Origin of the sequence: Mesorhizobium sp. M0166, assembly GCF_040322255.1 — a bacterium.
Classification (GTDB): domain Bacteria; phylum Pseudomonadota; class Alphaproteobacteria; order Rhizobiales; family Rhizobiaceae; genus Mesorhizobium.
The window spans coordinates 158,902-178,750 of the sequence record NZ_JAMYTD010000009.1 but is presented as its reverse complement, the minus strand read 5'-3'; the positions used below and the strand labels follow the sequence as shown (position 1 = coordinate 178,750).

Sequence of the window (19,849 nt, the reverse complement as noted above, 5' to 3'; positions counted from 1 at the left end):
GAGAGGGACGATGACGGCCTATCTGAAACTCGATCATATCGACAAATCCTTCGCCCGCGGCAGCCAGGTCAGCGACGTCCTGAAAGATATCCGGCTGACCATCGACAAGGGCGAATTCGTCTCGATCATCGGCCATTCCGGCTGCGGCAAGTCGACGTTGCTCAACCTGATCGCCGGCCTGACCAAGGTCTCGGCCGGCGCCGTGCTGCTCGAGGACAAGGAGGTCGACAGCCCCGGCCCGGAACGCGCCGTGGTGTTCCAGAACCACAGCCTGCTGCCATGGCTGACCGTCTACGAAAACATCAATTTGGCAGTCACGAAGGTCTTTGGCCGCAGCAAGAGCCGGGCCGAGCGGCATGACTGGATCATGCGCAATCTCGATCTCGTGCAGATGGCGCATGCCAAGGACAAACGTCCGGCCGAGATATCGGGCGGCATGAAGCAGCGCGTCGGCATCGCCCGGGCGCTGGCCATGGAGCCGAAGATCCTGCTGCTCGACGAGCCCTTCGGCGCGCTCGACGCGCTGACGCGCGCCCATCTTCAGGACGCGGTGATGGATATCCATTCCAGGCTCGGCTCGACGACGATCATGATCACCCATGATGTCGACGAGGCGGTGCTGTTGTCCGACCGCATCGTGATGATGACCAACGGCCCGGCGGCCACTATTGGCGAGGTTCTTCCCGTGCCGCTGGCCCGGCCGCGTCGGCGCATCGAGCTTTCCTCCGACCGCACCTTCCTGCGCTGCCGCGAGGCGGTGCTGAAATTCCTCTACGAACGCCACCGCTTCGTCGAAGCCGCGGAGTAAGGCAATAACCTGAAAACTCGTCATCATCATCGGCAATCTGCATCGGCAACGGGCAATCTACCGCATTGCACAAATATTATGCTGCTGTGCAAGGCATTCTGACTAATCTTTGATCCGCAGCCGAGCTTGTTCAAAAGTCGCGCGGCTGCGGTTCACATTGGTTTCATTCGATAATTCTGGGCGCTGTCGAATTGGCACGCTTCCTGCTTTTGAAAATGTAGGTCCGCAAGGGCCAAGTGACACGGCGTCCAATGGCGGGCGCCACAGGCAAAGCTGCCGCTCAGGTCCACACGCGCTCCCGGAACCCCGGACGCGAAGACCTGGCCGGCGGCTTTTTTGTTTTGACGCAATCGACGGCGCTGGTCCCAAGCGGCGCCTAACCGGAGACGACGATGATGAAACGGATCGGAACTGGCGCGTCCCTCGCGGACTTCACGCGTCGCGATTTTCTGGCCGTCATCGCGCTGACGGCGATGCCGCGCCGCTGACAGTCGCGAACGAACAGGACAAGGGCGGTGCCTCCCACGCCGCAAACCGGAGCCAGAAAATGACCGCAAATCTCCCAGCAGCGCCCAGCCAGGACAGTGCTCCCCGGCAGGCGCTTGTCATGTCCACCATCGCCTTCACCGTCTGCTTCGCGGTGTGGACGATCTTTTCAATCATCGGCGTGCGCATAAAGCAGGAGCTGGGGCTGAACGAGACGGAGTTCGGCCTGCTCGTCGGCACGCCGATCCTCACCGGCTCGCTCGTGCGTATGGTGCTCGGTGTCTGGACCGACCGTTTTGGCGGACGGCTGGTATACACCGCGACCATGCTTGCGGCGGCGATCGCGACCTTTCTGCTCGCTTTTGCGCACACCTACGGGCAGATGCTGGTCGCTGCGCTAGGCGTTGGGCTCGCAGGCGGTTCCTTCGCCGTCGGTGTCGCCTATGTCTCGCGCTTCTTCCCGGCCGGCAAGCAGGGTACGGCGCTTGGCATTTTCGGTGTCGGCAATGTCGGCGCCGCGGTCACCAAGTTCCTGGCACCGTTCGTGCTTCTCTCCTGGGGCTGGCAGACGGTCGCGCTGATCTGGGCGGCAGCACTCGTCGTCATGGCCGCGATCTTCTGGTTCACGACCGGCGACGATCCGGTCATCCGCGAGCGCCGCGCCGGCAAGGCAGCGCCCGCGAGAAGCTTCTGGCAGGAATTCGCGCCGCTCAAGAACCTGCAGGTCTGGCGCTTCGCCTTCTATTATTTCTTCGCATTCGGTGCATTCGTGGCGCTCTCGCTGTGGCTGCCCCGCTACCTGATCGGCGTCTACGGCTTCGGGCTTGCGACCGCCGGTATGATCGGCGCGGCCTATTCAATTCCGGCAAGTGTTTTCCGCGCCTATGGCGGCGTGCTTTCCGACCGGATCGGCGCCCGCACCGTGCTCTACTGGACCTTCGCTGTCAGTGCCGCCGCGACTCTCGTTCTGTCTCTCCCCTCGGCAGACTACGTCGTGCGCGGTGTCAGCGGGCCGATCGCCTTCCATTTCGAGGTCGGCCCGCTCGCCTTCATAGCCGTTGCCTGTGTGCTCGGCTTCTTCATGAGCCTTGGCAAGGCTGCCGTCTACAAGCATATCCCGGCTTACTATCCGCAGAGTGTCGGCGCGGTCGGCGGCGTTGTCGGCATGATTGGCGGGCTCGGCGGCTTTATCCTGCCAATCGTCTTCGGCGCGCTCAACGACCTCACCGGCGTCTGGTCGAGCTGCTTCATGCTGCTCTTCGTCATCGTTGCTACCTGCTTTGCCTGGATGCATTTTTCCATCCGGCGGATGGAGCGCACGGCGTCTGACGAAGCTTCAGGCCTTTCCTACGCGGCTGAGTGAGACCGGAGTGGATCAGGACATGACCGAGAAACTCGTTATCATTGGCAACGGCATGGCGCCTGGGCGCATGCTGGAGCACCTCCTGGAAAAGGCGCCTGGCCGCTACCAGGTCACCATCTTCAACGCCGAGCCGCGCGTGAACTACGACCGCATCATGCTGTCGCCGGTTCTGTCGGGCGAAAAGGCCTATGAGGAGATCATCATCCATGGCGACGGCTGGTACATCAAGCACGGCATCACCCTCTACAAGGGCCACAAGATCGTCGCCATCGACCGGCAGGCAAAGACCGTCACCTCCGATCATGGCGTGACCGAGCCCTACGACAAGCTCGTCATCGCCACCGGCTCAGTGCCGTTTATCATTCCGGTGCCAGGCCATGATCTGCCCGGCGTGCTCACGTATCGCGATCTCGACGACGTCCGGGCGATGATGCTTGCCGCCCAGTCGCGGGCCAAGGCCGTGGTCATTGGCGGCGGCCTGCTCGGGCTCGAGGCAGCCGCGGGCTTGAATGCGCAAGGCATGGACGTCACCGTGCTGCACGTCATGCCGACGCTGATGGAGCGTCAGCTCGATCCGGCCGCCGGCTATCTCCTGCAGCGCGCAGTCGAGCAGCGCGGCATCAAGGTCATCACCAAAGCCAACACCCAGGCGATCACCGGCAACGGCAAGGTCGAGCGGGTGGAGCTTGCCGACGGCACCATCATCCCGGCGACGCTTGTCGTCATGGCGGTGGGCATCAGGCCGAATGCGGCGCTGGCCAAGGAAGCCGGCATTGCCGTCAATCGCGGCATTGTCGTCGACGCCGGCATGCGCAGCAACGATCCCGATATCTACGCAATCGGCGAATGCGCCGAGGTCAACGGCCAGGTCTACGGGCTGGTCGCGCCGCTCTACGAGATGGCGCGCGTCGCCGCCAGCCATCTGGCCGGCAATGAGGCAGCGGCTTTCGTCCACATGGACACGCCGACCAAGCTCAAGGTCACCGGCATCGAGCTGTTCTCGCTCGGCGACTTCGCCGAGGGCGATGACCGCCAGGAGATCGTGCTGCGCGATGCCGCAGCCGGCGTCTACAAGCGCCTGGTGCTCAAGGATGACCGTATCATCGGCACCGTGCTCTATGGCGAGACGGCGGACGGCGCCTGGTTCAACGACCTCAAGAAGAAGCAGACCGACATATCCGAGATGCGCGACACGCTCATCTTCGGCCAGTCCTACCAGGGAGGCGCCCCCCTGGACCCTATGGCGGCCGTTGCAGCCTTGCCGGATGATGCGGAAATCTGCGGTTGCAACGGCGTATGCAAGGGAAAGATCACCGGCGCGATCACGGCCAAGGGCCTGACCTCGCTCGACGACGTGCGCGCCCACACCAAGGCGTCCGCGTCGTGCGGCTCCTGCACCGGATTGGTCGAAAAGCTGATGGTGCTGACCATCGGCGACAAATACAACCCCGCGGCGGTCCAGCCGATGTGCAGCTGCACCACGCTTGGCCACGACGAGGTCCGCCGGCTGATCAAGGCCAAGGGCCTGAAGACCATTCCCGCCGTCATGCAGGAGCTGGAATGGAAGACCTCCTGCGGCTGCGCCAAGTGCCGGCCGGCGCTCAATTATTACCTCGTCTGCGACTGGCCCGACGAATACGCCGACGATTATCAGTCGCGTTTCATCAACGAGCGCGTCCACGCCAACATCCAGAAGGACGGCACCTATTCTGTAGTGCCGCGCATGTGGGGCGGCGTCACCAACGCCGCCGAATTGCGCGCCATCGCCGACGTCGTCGACAAGTTCGAGATCCCGATGGTCAAGGTCACCGGCGGCCAGCGCATCGACATGCTCGGCATCCGCAAGGAAGACCTGCCGGCGGTATGGGCCGATCTTGGCCAGGCTGGCTTCGTCTCCGGCCACGCCTATGCCAAGGGACTGCGCACGGTGAAGACCTGCGTCGGCTCGGACTGGTGCCGCTTCGGCACGCAGGATTCGACCGGCTTGGGCATCCGTATCGAAAAATTCATGTGGGGCTCTTGGACCCCGGCCAAGGTCAAGATGGCGGTGTCGGGCTGTCCGCGAAACTGTGCCGAGGCGACCTGCAAGGATGTCGGCGTGATCTGCGTCGACAGCGGCTACGAAATCCATTTCGCCGGCGCCGCCGGCCTCGACATCAAGGGCACCGAAGTGCTCGGCCTGGTCAAGACCGAGGACGAGGCGCTGGAGCATATCGTCGCCTTGACGCAGATGTATCGCGAGCAGGGCCGCTATCTCGAGCGTATCTACAAATGGGCCAAGCGCGTCGGCATAGCCGAGATCAAGCGCCAGATCATGGACGATGGCGAGAAGCGCAAAGCCTATTTCGACCGCTTCGTCTTTTCGCAGAAATTCGCCCAGGTCGACCCGTGGTCGGAACGTGCTTCCGGCAAGGACAAGCATGAATTCCGGCCCATGGCTTCGGTCGGCTTTGCGCAGGCGGCGGAGTAGGCGCGTGTTGCCGAAAAGTGGAATGCGGTTTTCGGACAAGAACACGCGCAAAAGAGGAATAGCCACATGAACTGGGTATCGATAGGCACGCTCTCGGACATTCCGCGCCGCGGCGCCCGCTGCGTCGCCACGCCCGAAGGCAAGATCGCCGTCTTCCGCACGGCCGACGATCAGGTCTTCGCCATCGACGACCATTGCCCGCACAAGGGTGGGCCGCTCAGCCAGGGCATCGTCCATGGCACGGCGGTGACCTGTCCCTTGCACAATTGGGTGATCTCGCTGGAGACAGGCAAGGCGCTCGGCGCGGACGAGGGTGTGGTGCGCACCATTCCGGTCCGGATCGACGGCGAGCGGCTGTTCATTGCGCTGGAAGCGCTGGCCAGCCGCGCGGCGTGAACCATGCAGATTGATGAAGCGCGCGAGGTGAGGACCACCTGCCCCTATTGCGGGGTGGGTTGCGGCGTGCTGGCGAAAGTCGCTGCGGACGGTGAAATAACCGTTCGTGGCGACCCGGACCACCCGGCGAATTTCGGCCGGCTCTGCTCCAAGGGCTCGGCGTTGGCTGAGACCATCGACCTCGACGGCAGGTTGCTTCATCCGGAGATCCACGGTCGCCGCACCGACTGGGACGAAGCGCTCGATCTTGTCGCTTCGACCTTCTCGCAAACCATTGCCGAGCACGGCCCCGGTTCGGTCGCCTTTTATGTTTCCGGCCAGTTGTTGACCGAGGACTATTACGTCGCCAACAAGCTGATGAAGGGCTTCATAGGCTCGGCCAATATCGATACCAATTCGCGCCTGTGCATGGCCTCGTCGGTCGCCGGCCACCGCCGCGCCTTCGGCTCGGACACCGTTCCGGGAATTTACGAGGATCTGGAACTTGCCGACCTGATCGTGCTGGTCGGCTCCAATCTCGCCTGGTGCCATCCGGTGCTCTACCAGCGCATTGCCGCCGCCCGGGAAAAGCGGCCCGAGATGAAGGTGGTGCTGATTGACCCACGCCGCACCATGACGTCGGATATCGCCGACATGCATCTGGCGATCGCGCCCGATGGCGACGTCGCTTTGTTCACCGGCCTGCTCGCCTATCTCGGCCAGCACAACGCGCTGGACCGCACGTATATCACGGCGCACACGACCGGCTTCGGGCAAGCGCTTTTCGGTGCCTCGGCGCTCGACCTTACCGGCATCGCGGCGGCCACGGGTCTCAGCGAGGACGAACTGGCCCGCTTCTACGGCCTGTTTGCCGCGACAGCGAAGACGGTGACCGTCTACAGCCAGGGCGTGAACCAGTCGTCTTCGGGCACCGACAAGGTCAACGCCATCATCAACTGCCATCTGGCCACCGGCCGCATCGGCAAGCCCGGCGCCGGGCCGTTTTCGGTGACCGGCCAGCCCAACGCCATGGGCGGCCGCGAGGTCGGCGGCATGGCCAACATGCTGGCCGCCCACATGGAGATCGAAAACCCCGAGCACCGCAACCGTGTGCAGCGCTTCTGGAATGCCCCAACCGTCGCCGAAAAACCCGGCCTGAAAGCGGTCGAGATGTTTCAAGCGGTGGCCGACGGTCGCATCAAGGCGCTGTGGATCATGGCCACCAACCCGGTCGATTCGATGCCGGATGCCGATGCCGTCGAAGCGGCGATCAAGGCCTGCCCGTTTGTCGTGGTCTCGGACGTGCTGGGCGAGACGGACACGGTCCGCCACGCCCATGTCCGGCTGCCGGCCACCGCATGGGGCGAAAAGGATGGAACCGTCACCAATTCGGAGCGCCTCATCTCGCGCCAGCGGGCTTTCTTGGCCACGCCCGGCGAGGCAAGGCCAGATTGGTGGATCATCGCTGAGGTCGCCAAGCGGATGGGGTTTGGCGAGGCGTTTTCGCATGTGTCGCCGGCCGACATCTTCGCCGAGCATGCCGCGTTGTCGGGCTTCGAGAATGACGGGGCACGCGATTTCGACATCGGCGCTTATGGCGATATCGGTGCAGAGACCTATGAGGATATTCTGCCGTTCCAATGGCCAGCGCCGAGCCCAGCCACCCCCCTCTGGCCTGCCGGCCATCTCCCCCGCAAGGGGGGAGATTGGCTATCACCACGGCCTTCGCCAATCTCCAATGCTGCAAGGGGAGAGCCGACGCCAAAGCTGCCAATCTCCCCCCTTGCGGGGGAGATGGCCGGCAGGCCAGAGGGGGGTGCCTGGCGCCAGCCGGAGGACAAAAGCACCCGCTTCTTCGCCAACGGCAATTTCTACACGCCCGACGGCAAGGCGCGCTTCATTGCCATCCGCCCAACCGTCGAAACCCGCACTAGCCCGGACTATCCGCTGATACTCAACACCGGCCGCGTCCGCGATCACTGGCACACCATGACGCGCACGGGAAAAAGCCCGCGCTTATCGCAGCACATGGCCGAACCGTTCGTCGAAATCCATCCGGCGAATGCGCAGCACTACGGCATCGGCGATGCCGATATCGTGCGCGTCTCAACCGCGTATGGCGAGGTGCTGGTCCGCGCGCTGGTGACGGTGCGCCAACGCCAAGGCTCTGTATTCGTACCGATGCACTGGACCGATCAGTTCTCCGGCCACGCGCGCGTCGATGCATTGGTAGCGCCGACGACCGATGCGATTTCAGGCCAGCCGGCCTCGAAGAACGTTGCCGCCCGCATCGAGCGGTTCGCCGCCACGGCCTTCGGCTTCGCCGTGCTTGCCGAACGGCCCGCCTCGATCGACGCCGATTACTGGAGCCTCGCCCGCTGCCCCGCCGGCTGGCGGCTTGAAATTGCGCTGCAGGACAGCCGCGACTGGACCGCGTTTGCCGCCTCCCTGTTAGGCATGGAAGGCGAGACGCTCGCCTATCACGACATCGCCGGCGGGCACCATCGCTTCGCCCGTTTCGCGGGCAGTCGGCTGGTCGGTGCGCTCTATCTTGCGCCTACCCCGGTAGCGGTGTCGCGCGGCTGGGCGGTCGAACAACTTGGTGCCGACCATGCCGATCGGCAGGCGCGGTTGGCGATTGTCGCCGGGCGACCGAGCGGCAACAGCGTCGACCGCGGTGCCGTCGTCTGCGCCTGTTTCGGGGTCGGTGCCAACCAGATCGCGGAAGCGGTGCGCGGCGGCTGCACCAGCGTTGCGGCAATCGGCGCCGCCCTTCACGCCGGCACCAATTGCGGCTCCTGCCGCGCCGAGATCAAGACCATTATCGACGGGCGGCGTCTACAAGCTGCGGAGTGATGCGCCGAGGATTTCTGCCGCGCCGCTGCACGGTGCTTACTAGCAATTTACAAACCATGGGCTACCAACGTCCTGACGTCGATTCGCTCGGAACGGGAGCCCCATGAGCAAAGCCCTGACCTCATTCGCGCTGGCCGCCGTGCTGACGGCCTTGCTGATGGCGCTCAGCCTGGCGGTGGCCAGGCATGGCTATCCCTATGGCGCGATCGGCGCCAAGCGTCTGAGCGACGTCGCCGATGCAGGGACGTTCATTCCGCTCGCGGCGGTGTATTTTTTCAGCGCGCTGCTGATGATGGTTCTGCCGATCAGGCTCGCCGGCATCGTCCTGACACATGCCGCCGATGCGATCTTCTGGACGGTCATCGTGTTGTTTGCGGTCATCGTTGGATGTCTCGCCGCGAGATTTGCTTTCGGTCAGCGCGATGTGCTCTCGGCGCTGCCGAACTGGCGCTTCCTGTTTGTCGCAGCCGTCGTCGGATGCCATCTCTTCATCAACGAGCTGCGCCGCAACATCCTGCTGAGAAGCCTGTTCTTCGTCGTCTTTGCCGCAGCGACACTGGCCTGCCTGTTTTGGTCCTTCACCGTCTGAGCATGTGCGACCGTCGGCAGACGGCTTAATTCTTGTCGACCGGTTTTGAACGCATGCGCGAAACGGTCTCACGCTCGGCCCGCTTCGAACGCATCGGCGGCAGGCCGCGGTCGATCAGGTCCATGTCTTCCAGCACCATGTCGCCCATCCGCTTGAAGGCGATGTCGAGCGCGCCGGCCCGGTGGGCGGAGCGCAGGAATCCCGGCAATGTGCGGACCGGGTGATCCTGGGCCAGAGGCTCCTCAGGAAAAACATCGCTGGCGGCGACGAGATGGCCGCTGCGGACAGCAACCATCAGTGCCGGGAAATCGACCACGCCGGCTCGGCTGAGCAGGATGAAAGCGGCTCCCTTGCGCATCCTGGCAAACGCCTCGGCACCAAGGAAACCCTGGTTTTCACTGGTCACCGAAGCGACGACGAAGACGAAATCGCTGTTCGACAGAACGTCGTCGAGAGAGGCCGGCTCGACGCCGTTTTCGATCAGGATCGACGGCGGCAGCCACGGGTCGAAGACTTTTGTCCGCGTGCGAAAGCCCGCCAGCAGCCGGTTGAGCGCACGGCCAAGATCGCCGAAGCCGATGATGCCGACATCCGCGCCGGAAAGAAGCCGCGCCGTCCGGCTGCCGTCGCCGCCCCACAGCTCCTTGCCCTGACGAAATGCGAGATCGGCGTCGACGATGCCGCGAGCGAGGTTGAGCGCCATGGCAAGGCCGAGCTCGGCGACCGGTTCGGCAAACACCAGGCCGGTGGTGACGACATGGATGCCGCGCGAAAACAGCGTCTCGTAGGGCATGTTGTTGATGAGGTTGCTCTCGACATTGAAGATGCAGCGCAGCGCCTTCATTTTTTCCAGCGTCTCCGGCGCGATCGGCGGTTGGCCGACGATGTAGCGGGTCTGGGCAAGGATATCCGCTGGCAGCGCCGCCACCCCCTCGGGCGACGTTTCGACGATGCGGTATTTCGATCGAAATTTCGCCAGCGCAGCCGGCGTGAAGATCAGGTCGAGTGTCCGCGGTTCGGGTGCGCTGATCACCAGCGGCAAGGCGCTGTCGGACATGATACTTCCTCCCGTGCGATCCGCGTCGCACCATACTAGAATCGTCTTTTCCCGCCCCCCGACACCTATCACATGCCGGTCGAGGAGGAGAAGTTTGCCTTCTTCGGCCTTGCGGTGCGGCGGTCGGTGGTCCAGATAGACGGCGATCGAAGGACGACAAGGAAGACAGCGACATGATCCCGTTTCGAAAGAACCTCATCGATGGCGAGTGGGTAGGCGATGCCGGCTCCCGCAACATCAACCCGTCCAATCTCGACGACGTGGTCGGCGAATATGCATCGGGAGGCGCCGAGCACGCCCGGCAGGCCATCGCGGCAGCGAAAGCGGCATTTCCGGCATGGTCCCGATCGGGTCTGCTGGCGCGCCATGCGGTGCTGAGGAAGGCGTCGGACGAGATCACCGCGCGGAAAGATGAAATCGGCCGGGCGTTGGCGCGCGAGGAAGGCAAGACGCTGGTCGAGGGCATCGGCGAGACTGTCCGCGCCGCCCAGATATTCGACTTCTTCGCCGGCGAGACGCTGCGCCTGTCGGGCGAGCTGGTGCCGAGCGTGCGGCCCGGCGTCGGCGTCGAGATCACCCGCGAAGCGGTCGGCGTCGTCGGCATCATCACGCCGTGGAATTTCCCGATCGCCATCCCGGCCTGGAAAATCGCTCCGGCGCTGGCCTACGGCAACACCGTCGTCTTCAAGCCGGCGGAACTCGTTCCGGAGAGCGCCTGGACAATTGTCGACATCCTGCATCGCGCCGGCCTGCCCAAGGGCGTGCTCAACCTGGTCATGGGCAAAGGTTCGGTGGTCGGCCAGGCTATGCTCGACAGCCCTGACCTCAATGCCATCACCTTCACAGGCTCTGTCGGTACCGGCAAGCGCGTCGCCGCCGCCAGCGTCGAGCACATGCGCAAGTTCCAGCTCGAAATGGGCGGCAAGAACCCGCTTGTCGTGCTCGACGATGCTGACCTTGCCGTCGCCGTCGACTGCGCCATCAACGGTGCCTACTTCTCGACCGGCCAGCGCTGCACGGCGTCGTCCCGCCTGGTGGTGACCGACGGCATCCACGACCGCTTCGTCGGGGCGCTCAAGGACCGCATGGCCAAGCTGGTCGTCGGCGATGCTCTCGATGCCAAGACCCAGATCGGACCGGTTGTCGACCAGAGCCAGTTGAAACAGGACGAAGACTATATCGCCATCGGCCGTCAGGAAGGTGCCGATCTTGCTTTCGGCGGTGAGCGGCTCGATCGCGAAACCCGCGGCTTCTATCTGCAGCCTGCGCTGTTCACCGAAACCACCAACGCCATGCGCATCTCGCGCGAGGAGATTTTCGGACCGGTCGCCAACGTCATCCGCGTCAAGGATTATGACGAGGCGCTGGCGGTGGCCAACGACACGCCGTTCGGCCTGACCTCCGGCATCTGCACCTTGAGCCTCAAGCATGCCACGCACTTCAAGCGCAATTCGGAAGCCGGCATGGTCATGGTCAACCTGCCGACGGCCGGCGTCGACTTCCACGTGCCTTTTGGCGGACGCAAGGGATCGAGCTACGGCCCGCGCGAGCAGGGCCGCTATGCTGCGGAGTTCTACACGACGGTGAAGACCGCTTACACGTTTGCCGGCTAAGAAAAGGCGACAGACCAGCCAGGCAGGCGAGCAAATCGATGGCATCTGAGAACACAGACCTGACCTGGCTCAATCCACCGCCGCACCATGCCTTCGGCAACGATACGGTGCATGTGCGGACCGGCAAGGAGACCGACTTCTGGCGCGAGACGTTCTACGGCTTCTGGCGTGACAATGGCCATTTCCTCTATCGTGAGGTCGAGGGGGATTTCAGCGCCGAAGTCACGGTCAAGGGGCAGTATGAGGTGCTTTACGACCAAGCCGGCCTTATGGTCCGCCTGAGCGAGACGCACTGGATCAAGGCCGGCATCGAATACACCGACGGGCTGATGTATTTTTCCGTCGTCGTCACCAACGATGCCTCCGACTGGTCGCTGGCCAGCATTCCCGCCGACCCCGACGGGGTCAGAATCCGCCTGACCCGCCATGCCGAGACGATCCGCGTCCAGTATCTGGACGCGTCCGACAAGCACTGGAAACCGGTGCGGCTTGCCTATTTCCCGCCGTCGAAAACGGTCGATGTCGGCATGATGTGCTGTTCGCCGCAGCGCGAGGGTTTCGAGGTCACATTCAGCGATTTTTCGATCGGCCCGCCGATCTCGCGAGAGCTTCACGACTGAGGCGCCGCGCTCCGATCGAGCGGTTTCGCCGTCCGGCCTTAGTAGGTCGCCCGGCCGCCGGAGACGTCGAAGACGGCAGCCGTAGTGAACGAGCATTCCTCGGACGCGATCCAGCAAATCAGCGCCGCCACCTCCTCGACCTCGCCGAACCGTGCCATCGGTATTTTGGACAGCATGAAGTCGATGTGCTGCTGGCTCATCTGCTGGAAGATCGCGGTGCGCACGGCCGCCGGCGTGACGCAGTTCACCGTCACCTTGGTCTTGGCCAGTTCCTTGCCGAGCGACTTGGTCATGCCGATCACCGCCGCCTTGGAGGTGCTGTAGGCCGAGGCGTTCGGGTTACCTTCCTTGCCGGCAATCGAGGCGATGTTGACGATCCTGCCGTAATTGCGTTCGAGCATATGCGGGACCAGCGCCTTGTTGCAGAAGAAGACGCCGTTGATGTTGATGTCGATGACCCGGCGCCAATCCTCCACGGAATACTCCCAGGTCGTCATGTTCGGTCCGGTGATGGCAGCACTGGTGACAAGGACATCGACCGCGCCCAACGCTTCGATCGTCTCTCCGGCGGCGGCTTCGACCGCTAGGGGGTCGGCAACGTCGAGGGTCACGCTGTGCAGGCCTGGAACAATGGCCTTGGCCTGCTCGATCTGGGCGGCATCGCGATCCCAGACCGAAACACGCCCGCCTTCGTCGGTAATCCTTTGCGCGACGGCCAGGCCGATGCCTGAGGCGCCGCCGGTGATAACAGCAGATCGTCCGGCAAATCGTCCCGCGAAACTCATCGGCATGTCGCATTCCTCCCAATCGGCGGCGAATGTGAAGTCAACGGCGGACAAGTTCAAGCGCGGACTTGCAGCCTCCGAACAGCTTGTGATGGGCCAGCACCGGGCAATTGGACCGGTAGGCGTTCCTGGCCCAATCGTCTCGTCCGGTATTGGGAGAACGGCTGGAACGACGCGCCCGGTTGGCATCCGGGTGACAGGCGGCGCCGGATGGGTTATATTGCACTGCACAATGCGAGCGCCTGCAGGCGAGCCCCCATCGATCCAATGAATCCGCCCATGAGCGGCCCATGAAATCGGCATTGAGCTGCAAGGACGGAAAACCGCTACCGAGATGAAGATTCCAAAATCTCTGTTGATCGATCCGGACAAGAACACGGCCTATGGCAGCTTTGCCGTTGCCGTCTCGATCTGGGCGTTCTCCTACTCGACCATTTTCGGCCAGGCCATGATCCTGGCCTACTATGCGGTCTGGCTGCCGCTCATCCTGGTCGACTACCGGAAGATATTAAGGCACGCTTCCAGCGCCTGGCTTCCGCTGGCCTTTGCAACCTATGTCTGCTTCTCGGTGTTCTGGTCGGCGGCCCCTGGCACGACGGCAAGGACGGCCGTCCAATATTGCTCCCATATCGCCTGCGCCTACATTGCCGCGCGCACCGTCAGCGTCCGGACTTTGACCATAGGCGCCCTGATCGGGATTTTCGTCGTCCTGCTCTATTCGCTCAAGGTCGCGAGTTATTCCTACGACGTTCTCGATGGCACGTATAATTTCGTCGGCGCATTCAGCTCCAAGAACCAGATCGGCTTTGTCGCATCGCTTGGCATCTATTTCTGCGTTGTCTACCTCGCCTTTCTCAGGCGTGGCCGGATAAGCTTTCTGCTGATCGTACCGATTGTCCTTCTATCGGGCTATCTGCTGGTGGTGTCTCATTCGGCCACTTCCATGGCATCGACCCCGGCGGTTCTCGCTCTGGTCGCCCTGCTTTCCATAGGCAAGCTGCTTTCGCTCCGCCATCGCCGGGTGATTTTCATGATCGGTGCGGGCGGGCTGATCGCCTGCACCGTGATTGCGCTGAATCTCGGGCTGATGGACTTTGTCCTTGGCCTTTTCGGCAAGGATTCAACGCTCACCGGACGAACCTACCTCTGGCAACAGGGCTGGAATGCCGCGCAGCAATCGCCCATACTCGGCGTTGGCTACGCGGCCTATTGGGTCCAGGGCTTCTCCGAGGCCGAGCGGCTGTGGAACGAATTCTACATCGCCGCCCGAAGCGGCTTCCACTTCCACAACACCTACATCGAGACCTTGGTGGAACTCGGCTTCGTCGGGGCGACACTGCTTTCGCTGATCATCCTGCGCACGCTCTGGGGTCACGTCTCGGCGCTGATATTCAGGACATGGCAAGCCGACTCCGTGATTCTTTCCGGCATCATGGTGCTTCTGTTCATCCGCTCCTTCGTCGAGGTCGAGACCCTCAACCCCTACATCATGGGTTCGTTCCTGCTGTATTACAGCTACTTCAAGCTGGTGAGGGCGCCGGCCGTCGCTCCTTCCCGGTGGAGCGCCGTGAACCATCTCGAGGAACCGGACGCCGTGCGAGGCTAGCGCGGGCGGATCCAGGCGGTTCGTTGCCCGAAGGCCACTTTGTTTTCTGATCCACAAGATCCCAAACGCAAAAACCCCGCAGACCGCTGCCTGCGGGGTTGGTGCTTCTTCGCTCCGGTGGAAAGAAGCTACTGGATGGCCAGGGGCGCCGGTTTGACCTTGATCACGTCACCTGGCAGCACCGGTGTGTCTTCATCGGCGGTGATTTCGCTGGTCTTGCCGTCGACCACCCGCACCAGGGAAAATGACAAGGCCGCTGGTTCGTTATTGCCGTAGAATTGCGGCATGGGGCTGCCCGACAAGGCTTCGGACATCAAGGCCTTTTCCATATTCAGCTTCAGCGTCACCTCGTTGAGATCGGCTTCCGTCTGTTGCCGGTCGGTCGCGAGGCTGGAGTTCTGGGTGTTCTCGAGATCGATGGCGTCCTGGGTGGCCTTGCTGATCGACTGCTTGGCCGTGAGAATTGCCGTTTCGTAATCCAGGATCTGGCCTTCAAGGTCGGCGATGGTTTGCTGCGAGTTCAAAACCCGCGTGTTGACGACCAGGCCCTTTTGCGCCAGCGAGCCGATGCCGTTGAGCTGCTCCTTCGCCAGATCGACCTGCTTCTGCTGGTTGATGATCTTTTTCTGCAGCGAATCGATCTCGCTCTGCAGCAGCGCCTTCAAATCGTCGAGCGCCTGCAAGCGCAGCTTGAGTTTCTTCTGGTCGGCCGCCAGGATCGCCGTTTCATCGGCAACAATGCTGGGCAGCTTCGGATCGTCGGCCACCTCTTTCGGCACCGCGAATGTCGGCTTGTCCGCCAGTTCCGCTTCGACGCGGGCGCGCTTGACGGTCAGCCTGACCAATTGGTCTTGTAGTACGTCGAAATTGCCCTTGGCATTGATCAGGTCGCGGTCGAAGCGCTGCCCGCTCTCCGGGTTCCGCCGGGCTCCGCCGGCAATGCTCATCGCTTTCAGCACGGACAACCCAGGCACACAAGGGTACTGGCCGGGCGATTGTACCTCACCAGAGATGTAGAATGGCCGGTACTGCGCCATTTCGACGGAAGCCTCCGGCTTGTCGGCCAGAGCGAGCTTGCGTTGCAGCGCCTCGCCGAGCGATGCCGCGATCTCCGAAGTCGTCTTGCCGGATGCGGGCATCTCGCCGACGAAGGGAACCGACAAGGTTCCAGCGGGGCCGACCGTGTATTCTCCATTGATGGCCGACCAGTCACGGAACGTGCCTTCGACGGTCTGCCATTCCGCCACGCGGATAGTCAGCTTGTCCTGTGCTCCAAGCCGATAGTCGTCGGCGAAGGCGAACTGTGGCAGGGCTAGCGACAGCGTCAAGCCGGTCGCCATTGTGAGGCAAGTCGTCAAAAGCCGTACTCGCCGCATGTGTCTGGAGAGAATGCCGGTGCAAAAGATATCGATTATATCTGCTTTCAACTGAGCGTTTCCGATCTGGTTTGCCCCGCCCGATGAGCTGCCGATGCCTGAGTTAGGGGCCTGAGTTCTAGGCCCGAATTCTGGACAGTCGCTCCTCGATGCACGGCCAGCAAGCGGCCGTCAGTAGCAGCCTCGCGACATCCAGACCGCAGGTACGGTCTTGATGATGATGCGGATGTCTTCGAACATCGACCAGTTCTCGACATAGTGCCTGTCGAATGCGACGCGGCTGTCATACGAAACATCGTTGCGTCCGCTGACCTGCCAGAGCCCGGTCAGGCCGGGGCGCGATTTCAGGTAATAGACGGCCGAATTGCCATAGATCTCCAGCTCATCGCGCACCACGGGACGAGGCCCGACCAGGCTCATATCCCCCTGCAGGATGTTGATGATCTGCGGCAACTCATCGAGGCTGAGCTTCCTCAGCACCGCCCCGACGCGCGTGATCCGCGGGTCGTTCTTCAACTTGCGGGTCGCTATCCATTCGGCGTTGGCCTCCGGATTCGCGGCGAGATAGGCAGCAAGCACCCGCTCGCCGTCTGGAACCATGGTGCGGAACTTGAGGCACGGAAAAATCCGTCCTCCGCGGCCGATCCGGCTGTGACCATAGAAAATCGGCCCGCCATCGGAAAACCTGACAAGCAGCGCTATCATCACAAACAGCGGGCTGAGAGCGACCAGGCCGATCAGCGAACCGGCAATATCGAAGCTGCGTTTGAGCAGGCCGCCGATCGGTGGCGGAAAATCGAGGCCGGCCTGCGAAAAATCCGCATCGGCCGGCTTGGCTACGTCCCTCATGCGTAAACTCCATACGTTGAACGGATGGTTTAGCGCACGATACCAAAAAAATGTTGCAGCGCAACACACAATTTCCCAGTCGGCTGTAATAGTCGCGTCATGAACTGACTAAATAATAAACTCGTCCTGCACAAAATTTCGCCTTTATGTCGCAAAAGAGACAGATTATGGGCAAATTTGGAAAAGCTAGTCCAATTTTGGGGCTGATTTTAGGCGATTCGCTCTTTATACGCTGCTACGGAGCTTTGCCGTCATTTAGAATTTCAAAATATCGACTGATGTCATGATGAAATACTAGTCGATATCATAACTCTTACTAGAGAGAGTCGATATCCGGCAATCGGTGGTGATGCCGACGTGTGCATTGCACCATGGCAGAGTCGATCCCGAGGATTCGTCTAAAATTATTCCGCAGCTGCCCTTGCCGACTATTGCGCGGCTCAATAGAGTTGCAAATTGTTTCTGTCGGACCATGGACAGATTGGGCTAGGCCGGAAGCAACCGGCCAGAAGCGGGCAACCTAAATAAGCTCGCAGAGTTTAAGGGAGGTGCTCGGGGTGGGCTTGTCGACATTTTTTCCCGAGCCGGTTGATGGGCTATCGGGTATGTCACTGCCAAAGTTCATTATCGGAATGTGTTTTGCGCTGGCGATCGTGATCGTCTGGTCCTATTTGGGCGGCGCCTCGCTCGGCACGACGCTGTTTCGCGTCGTCGGCTGTGCCATAGTCATCCAACTCGGTTATTTTCTGCTGGTCTTTGCCATGGTCGCCAGAAATGCCCCGACCCCGGCGGACAAGATTCGCGACACAGAACGAAAGCTGAGTTCGAATGAGGCGGCCGAAGGCGAGAAACTCAGTGCCAGGAGAGGCCTTCACTGATTTCGGGCCTTGCCTCCAGCAACGCGCCGCAAGTCGGCATCCCGTTTCTTCAACTCCTCGATGCTTCCGGCCTCAATCAAGCGGCCACTCTCCATTGCCGCGACCTGCTCGGCAGTGACCGGCTGGCCAACTGAGCGCGCCATTGGGGCGCGCCATTGGGGGTTGATCCTGAGCGTGTAGGAACGGCTCTGCCAAGCGGCGCATTTCTGGAGCTATCCCGATTGAGGCTCGCCGCCTGCCGAACCGGGCCATGACACCCAGCAAAATGAAAAACTGGACGGCGCCGATGATTTTGGCGATGCTTGCTTCGCACTTGCAGCATAGGCATTTGGGCCGATGCATTTCAGATGGGCGGTGGGGCATTGAGCGGACGGGGCGAGGAAATCCGCAACGACTTCTGCAATCGAGAGGCATTGTCCATGACATCATCCCAGGTCTGCGTGATCATCGCCGCCCGCAATGCGGCGCGGACAATCCCGGCTGCCATCGCATCGGCGTTACGCGAGCCGGAGGTTGCGGAAGTCGTCGTCGTCGACGACGCGTCCACCGACGATACCGCGAAAGTCGCCCACGCGGCCGGCGACGGCACGGGCCGCCTTTCCGTCATCCGCTTCGACGTCAATCGCGGCCCATCCTTTGCCCGCAACGCCGCGATAGCGGGTTCCAGGTCGCCGTTCATCAGCATCCTGGACGCTGATGATTTCTTTTTCGAAGGCAGGTTTCACAGACTGTTCGCCAGCACCGATTGGGACTTCGCTGCAGACAACATCATGCTTGTCAGGGACGACGCGGCAACCGATGTTTCGAAAATCGTCGCTCCACCGTTCTCGCCCGAGCCGGAATTCCTCGACTTCGAGGGTTTCATCGACGCCAACATCTCCAGGCGCCGTGTGCAACGAGGGGAACTGGGCTTCCTCAAGCCCGTGATCAGCCGCGCCTTTCTCGATCGGCATGGGCTGCGCTACGACGAGAAGCTGCGCCTGGGTGAAGACTATGAACTCTATGCGCGCGCGGTTGCCCATGGCGCGCGCTTCAAGGTTATCAAATGCTGTGGCTACGGCGCGATCGTGCGCGCCGATTCGCTGAGCGGACGGCACAAGACCCAGGACCTGAAGCATCTGGCCGATGCCGACCTGGCACTGCTGGCGATCGACAGTTTGCCGGAGGCATCGAAGGCTGCGGTGAGAAGGCACGAGCGGCACATCCGCGACAAATACCGGTTGCGGAAGTTTTTAGACGTGAAGGCTGAGCGTGGGCTGGCGCCGGCCGCGGCCTACGCCTTGGCCGGCCCGTCCAACCTCACAGCCGTCGTCCGCGGCGTCGCCTCCGACAAGCTGGATGCGCTGTTTCGCCGCGCTGGCCTCACCGCGAAGCGTCAGCATGTGCCGCCGCTGCGCTTCCTCATGGCCGGAACCAGCACGGCCGGCGAAAGCTAGGCCCGTCAACGTGCGACGGCGGTAGCTACTCCCTTACCCTTCTGTCGGCTCGCACCGTTTCAACGAGATTCATGAGTTTACGATCTAGGTGGTTGCCTATCCGCGCAGGGAATGGCAATCTATGTTGCGGTGCAGCAATTTTGGACGGCCAACCGAACTGGCCCGAGACATCCCCTGTCGGAGGAGCTGGACGATGCGAGAAATGTCTTTTGAATGTGGACGGGCACCAAGGCCGTTCACCAGCTCGACGATGATGGGACGCTGAGTGCATGGCCTCGATCTTTCGCTTCCGATCGAGAGATCCGGCGCGCGACACGCAGACCGACACCTCGCGCCTCGATCGGTTGGCAAAGCTGCTGGACCAGATCGCGGCCGAAGTCGAGGCGGAGAAGAGCGGCCTTGAGAACCGCTACAGGACAACGGCTACCAATGCCGCCTTTCTCGTCGAGGCCATGGAGAACGGAGCAGTCTCCTCTCGCAGGTCTTCCGAAGTCGGCGAACTGACGAGGTCGATCCTGAATTGCGAGCGGCGCATCGCAGCGCTGTCGCGCCAGATGCAGATGATGAAGGATCTCCGTCATTCGCTGGATGAAATCTTCGAGGAGAAGCGGCAGAACCGTCCCGACATAAGGACCGATTTTGTGAAGCCCGCCGATTCCGGCACAGGCTGAGCGAACACCCC

General features: G+C 62.2%; 16 protein-coding genes. 12 read left to right on the top strand and 4 right to left on the bottom strand.

Annotated elements, in window-relative coordinates; all coding sequences use genetic code 11:
• The first annotated feature begins 10 nt into the window (after nt 1–10).
• The 6 genes from NKJ46_RS13600 to NKJ46_RS13575 all read left to right on the top strand — a co-directional run bounded on the left by NKJ46_RS13600 (nt 11) and on the right by NKJ46_RS13575 (nt 8,947).
• Complete coding sequence (locus tag NKJ46_RS13600) at nt 11–808, top strand: ABC transporter ATP-binding protein (RefSeq protein ID WP_352487941.1); 798 nt, start codon at nt 11–13, stop codon at nt 806–808.
• 547 nt (nt 809–1,355) lie between these two features.
• Nucleotides 1,356–2,657 carry an MFS transporter gene (locus NKJ46_RS13595; RefSeq protein WP_352665468.1) on the top strand — a complete coding sequence of 434 codons (1,302 nt, stop codon included), beginning with the start codon at nt 1,356–1,358 and terminating at the stop codon, nt 2,655–2,657.
• Between the two features lie 19 nt (nt 2,658–2,676).
• Nucleotides 2,677–5,127, top strand: a complete 2,451-nt coding sequence (gene nirB, locus NKJ46_RS13590) for a nitrite reductase large subunit NirB (RefSeq protein WP_352487945.1) — start codon at nt 2,677–2,679, stop codon at nt 5,125–5,127.
• Between the two features lie 66 nt (nt 5,128–5,193).
• Nucleotides 5,194–5,523 (top strand): nitrite reductase small subunit NirD, encoded by a 330-nt coding sequence (gene nirD / locus NKJ46_RS13585; protein WP_352483963.1) that lies wholly within the window; start codon nt 5,194–5,196, stop codon nt 5,521–5,523.
• Between the two features lie 3 nt (nt 5,524–5,526).
• Nucleotides 5,527–8,358 (top strand): nitrate reductase, encoded by a 2,832-nt coding sequence (locus NKJ46_RS13580; protein ID WP_352665467.1) that lies wholly within the window; start codon nt 5,527–5,529, stop codon nt 8,356–8,358.
• Nucleotides 8,359–8,461: 103 nt separating this feature from the next.
• The gene (locus NKJ46_RS13575; RefSeq protein WP_352665466.1) at nt 8,462–8,947 is read left to right on the top strand and encodes a hypothetical protein; all 486 of its coding nucleotides are present in this window, start codon (nt 8,462–8,464) and stop codon (nt 8,945–8,947) included.
• A 25-nt stretch (nt 8,948–8,972) separates the two neighbouring features.
• Here the strand turns inward: NKJ46_RS13575 and NKJ46_RS13570 are convergent, their stop codons facing one another.
• The gene (locus NKJ46_RS13570) at nt 8,973–10,004 is read right to left on the bottom strand and encodes a hydroxyacid dehydrogenase (RefSeq protein ID WP_352665464.1); all 1,032 of its coding nucleotides are present in this window, start codon (nt 10,002–10,004) and stop codon (nt 8,973–8,975) included.
• 176 nt (nt 10,005–10,180) lie between these two features.
• Here NKJ46_RS13570 and NKJ46_RS13565 point away from each other — a divergent pair, with 176 nt between their 5' ends.
• Nucleotides 10,181–11,617: an aldehyde dehydrogenase family protein gene (locus NKJ46_RS13565; RefSeq protein WP_352665486.1), complete on the top strand. Its 1,437-nt coding sequence runs from the start codon at nt 10,181–10,183 to the stop codon at nt 11,615–11,617.
• A 38-nt stretch (nt 11,618–11,655) separates the two neighbouring features.
• The gene (locus NKJ46_RS13560) at nt 11,656–12,237 is read left to right on the top strand and encodes a DUF1349 domain-containing protein (RefSeq protein ID WP_352665463.1); all 582 of its coding nucleotides are present in this window, start codon (nt 11,656–11,658) and stop codon (nt 12,235–12,237) included.
• 38 nt (nt 12,238–12,275) lie between these two features.
• Here the strand turns inward: NKJ46_RS13560 and NKJ46_RS13555 are convergent, their stop codons facing one another.
• Nucleotides 12,276–13,028: an SDR family NAD(P)-dependent oxidoreductase gene (locus tag NKJ46_RS13555; RefSeq protein WP_352665462.1), complete on the bottom strand. Its 753-nt coding sequence runs from the start codon at nt 13,026–13,028 to the stop codon at nt 12,276–12,278.
• Between the two features lie 328 nt (nt 13,029–13,356).
• Between NKJ46_RS13555 and NKJ46_RS13550 the strand changes: the two genes are divergently transcribed.
• Nucleotides 13,357–14,628, top strand: a complete 1,272-nt coding sequence (locus NKJ46_RS13550) for an O-antigen ligase family protein (protein WP_352665461.1) — start codon at nt 13,357–13,359, stop codon at nt 14,626–14,628.
• Between the two features lie 128 nt (nt 14,629–14,756).
• Here the strand turns inward: NKJ46_RS13550 and NKJ46_RS13545 are convergent, their stop codons facing one another.
• Nucleotides 14,757–15,968, bottom strand: coding sequence for a polysaccharide biosynthesis/export family protein (locus tag NKJ46_RS13545; protein ID WP_352665460.1), 1,212 nt, complete (start codon nt 15,966–15,968; stop codon nt 14,757–14,759).
• Nucleotides 15,969–16,175: 207 nt separating this feature from the next.
• Nucleotides 16,176–16,853 carry a sugar transferase gene (locus NKJ46_RS13540; protein WP_352665459.1) on the bottom strand — a complete coding sequence of 226 codons (678 nt, stop codon included), beginning with the start codon at nt 16,851–16,853 and terminating at the stop codon, nt 16,176–16,178.
• 557 nt (nt 16,854–17,410) lie between these two features.
• Between NKJ46_RS13540 and NKJ46_RS13535 the strand changes: the two genes are divergently transcribed.
• The 3 genes from NKJ46_RS13535 (at nt 17,411) to NKJ46_RS13525 (ending at nt 19,838) form a co-directional block, all read left to right on the top strand.
• Nucleotides 17,411–17,731, top strand: a complete 321-nt coding sequence (locus NKJ46_RS13535; protein ID WP_352665458.1) for an exopolysaccharide production repressor protein — start codon at nt 17,411–17,413, stop codon at nt 17,729–17,731.
• Between the two features lie 419 nt (nt 17,732–18,150).
• Entirely contained in the window at nt 18,151–19,167 is a 1,017-nt protein-coding gene (locus NKJ46_RS13530; RefSeq protein ID WP_352665456.1) for a glycosyltransferase family 2 protein, read from the top strand.
• A gap of 269 nt (nt 19,168–19,436) precedes the next feature.
• A complete protein-coding gene (locus tag NKJ46_RS13525; protein WP_352665455.1) occupies nt 19,437–19,838 on the top strand; it encodes a hypothetical protein in 402 nt (133 codons plus the stop codon).
• Nucleotides 19,839–19,849 lie beyond the last annotated feature (11 nt).